The sequence below is a fragment of the Chromohalobacter sp. 296-RDG genome, assembly GCF_029889885.1.
Taxonomy (GTDB): domain Bacteria; phylum Pseudomonadota; class Gammaproteobacteria; order Pseudomonadales; family Halomonadaceae; genus Chromohalobacter.
This window is the reverse complement of record NZ_JARANY010000140.1, coordinates 1-2458: the sequence shown is the minus strand read 5'-3', so window position 1 is coordinate 2458 and position 2458 is coordinate 1. Positions and strand designations below refer to the sequence as shown.

Genomic DNA, 2458 nt, shown 5'->3' with positions numbered 1-2458 from the left:
CACGCCGAAGGCGATGATGACGGCCCAGATCAACGAGAGATCGAACATTTCCATGGCTTAGCTCCTGTTCGGGGCGCGGTCGTCGCGCGCATCATCGAAGGGCACGTGGGCGGCGGACATGGGTCTCGCCGGGCGGTCGTGGCTATCCAGATCCTCCGTGTCGTCGTGCTCATCGAGGCCTTGGTCGATCACCTTGCACAGGTAATAGACACCGGCGATGAAGATCACGGCGTAGACGGCGATATACCCCAGCAGCGTGAATAGCACCATTCCACCACTCAGCGAAGGGGTAATGGCATCGGCATAGTCGAGCACACCGTAGATCAGCCACGGCGAACGCCCGGTTTCGGTCACGAACCAGCCCGCGACCACCGCCACGAACGGCGCCAGGCTCATGCCCTGCAACCCACGCAAGAACCAGCGACTGCGGTAGACACGCCCACCCTTGCGCAGCACCAGCCCGGCAACGGCGAAGGCGATCATCAAGAGCCCTAATGCCACCATCACGCGGAAGCTATAGAAGGTGATCCACACCGGCGGCTGTTGCGCGCGATCGATTTGATCGAGCCCCGGTACCACCCCGTCTGGATCGTGACGCAGGATGAGACTGGCGCCATTGGGAATGCCGATCTCGAAGCGGTTAGCCTGCAAATCGCGATCCGGCAACGCGAACAGCAACAGCGGTACGTTCGACTGGGTTTCCCAGTTGCCTTCCATCGCGGCGATCTTTTCCGGCTGATGCTCCAGGGTGTTGAGACCGTGCTCGTCGCCGACGAAGGCTTGAAGCGGGGCCAGAAACAGCAAGAGCCATAGCGTCATCGATAGCGCACGCTTGTGGGCATCGACCTCGCGACCACGCAGCAAGAACCAGGCGCTGACCCCGGTCACTACGAAGCCACCGGTCAAGAACGCCGCCAGGGCCATGTGCGTGAAGCGATACGGGAAGGACGCGTTGAAGATCGCATCGAACCAAGAGGTCACATGGATCACACCCTCGCGGATCTCATAGCCATCGGGCGTCTGCATCCAACTGTTGGTGGCAAGAATCCAGAACGCCGAGATGAAAGTCCCCACGGCGACCATCAGCGCGGCAAAGAAGTGCACCGCTGGCGAGACACGATGCCGACCGAACAGCAACACGCCCAGGAAGCCAGCTTCGAGGAAGAATGCCGTGACTACCTCGTAACTGAGCATTGGACCAATGAAGTTCGCCGCCATCTGCGAAAAGTTGCTCCAATTGGTTCCGAACTGGAACGCCATCACGATGCCGGACACCACCCCCATGCCGAAGACCACGGCGAAGACCTTGGTCCAGAATAGGCCGAGGCGATCCCAGACGCGGTTGCCCGTGGACACGTAAAGGCCCTGGAGCACGGCGATATAGGAGGCAAGCCCGATCGTGAAGACCGGGAAGATGGCATGAAAGGAAACCACGAATGCGAACTGCAATCGCGACAGGAGAATCGGATCTAGCGCCATGGCTGACTCCTTGAAGCCCACGTAGTCGAAATGTCATCGGAAAGAGGTGGTCATAGCCGAAAAAGGCCCGCCGCCTGGATCTTATTGTTTCGTTTCCAATACCCCTACATCGTAGAGGGTTTATATAACCTTAAAAAGCGCTATGACTGGGTTTGGTATGTGTCGCGTTGCCGCAAGGCAAATTGCCGCATGCGCGCCGATGTCGCAGCGATTTCGTTCTGCGTCGTTCGTCTAACGGAGAACGCCATCCCTCTTTGGTAGGATAGCAGCCTCCATAAAAGCATGGTCGGCGCCCGGCACGACCGCTCTCGACAAGGATCACTCATGAACGCTATCTGGATCGCCATCTTCGGCGCCGTGTGTTTCGTGATGGGCTATCGCTTCTATTCGAAGTTCATCGCCGAACGCATTTACCGTCTGGACCCCGATTTCCAAACGCCCGCTCACGCCTATCAAGACGGCGTCGACTATGTCCCCACCAACAAGTGGATCCTGTGGGGACACCACTTCACTTCGGTGGCAGGCGCAGCTCCCATCGTGGGGCCGGCCATCGCCATCTACTGGGGTTGGCTACCCGCCATCTTATGGGTCGTGCTGGGCACTGTGTTCGCCGCCGGCGTGCATGACTTCGGCGCCGTGGTGCTGTCCAACCGCCACAAGGGCCATTCCATCGGAACGCTGGCCAACAAACTGATCGGACAGCGTGCCAAGCTGCTGTTCTTGTTCATCATTCTGATTCTAGTGTTGATGATCAACGCGGTCTTCGCTTGGGTCATCGCCAAGCTGTTCATCACCTTCCCTGCCAGCGTGCTCTCGGTGTTCATCCAGATTCCTTTGGCGGTGTGGATCGGCTATCGCGTCTATCGTTACTCGGGGTCGATGCTCCTGCCCTCGGTCATCGCCCTCGCCGTCATGTATAGCGCAGCGCTTTTGGCCAGCGAGGTACCCATTCTACAGATCGATCTGGTCAGTTGGTTCG

The 2458-nt window shown here is 58.8% G+C and carries 2 protein-coding genes; one reads left to right on the top strand and one right to left on the bottom strand.

Annotation, left to right across the window (positions count from 1 at the left end; genetic code table 11):
* Nucleotides 1-57: 57 nt before the first annotated feature.
* Entirely contained in the window at nucleotides 58-1479 is a 1422-nt protein-coding gene (locus OP495_RS17145; RefSeq protein WP_280570957.1) for a cytochrome ubiquinol oxidase subunit I, read from the bottom strand.
* A 324-nt stretch (nucleotides 1480-1803) separates the two neighbouring features.
* On the opposite strand from OP495_RS17145, the gene OP495_RS17140 reads away from it, so the two are divergent.
* On the top strand, nucleotides 1804-2458 hold a 655-nt coding region (locus tag OP495_RS17140; RefSeq protein WP_280570955.1), incomplete at its 3' end, for a carbon starvation CstA family protein.

Coding starts and splice junctions, on each gene's coding strand:
- OP495_RS17145 (WP_280570957.1), bottom strand. CDS start 1,479: ATGGCGCTAGATCCGATTCTCCTGTCGCGATTGCAGTTCGCATTCGTG.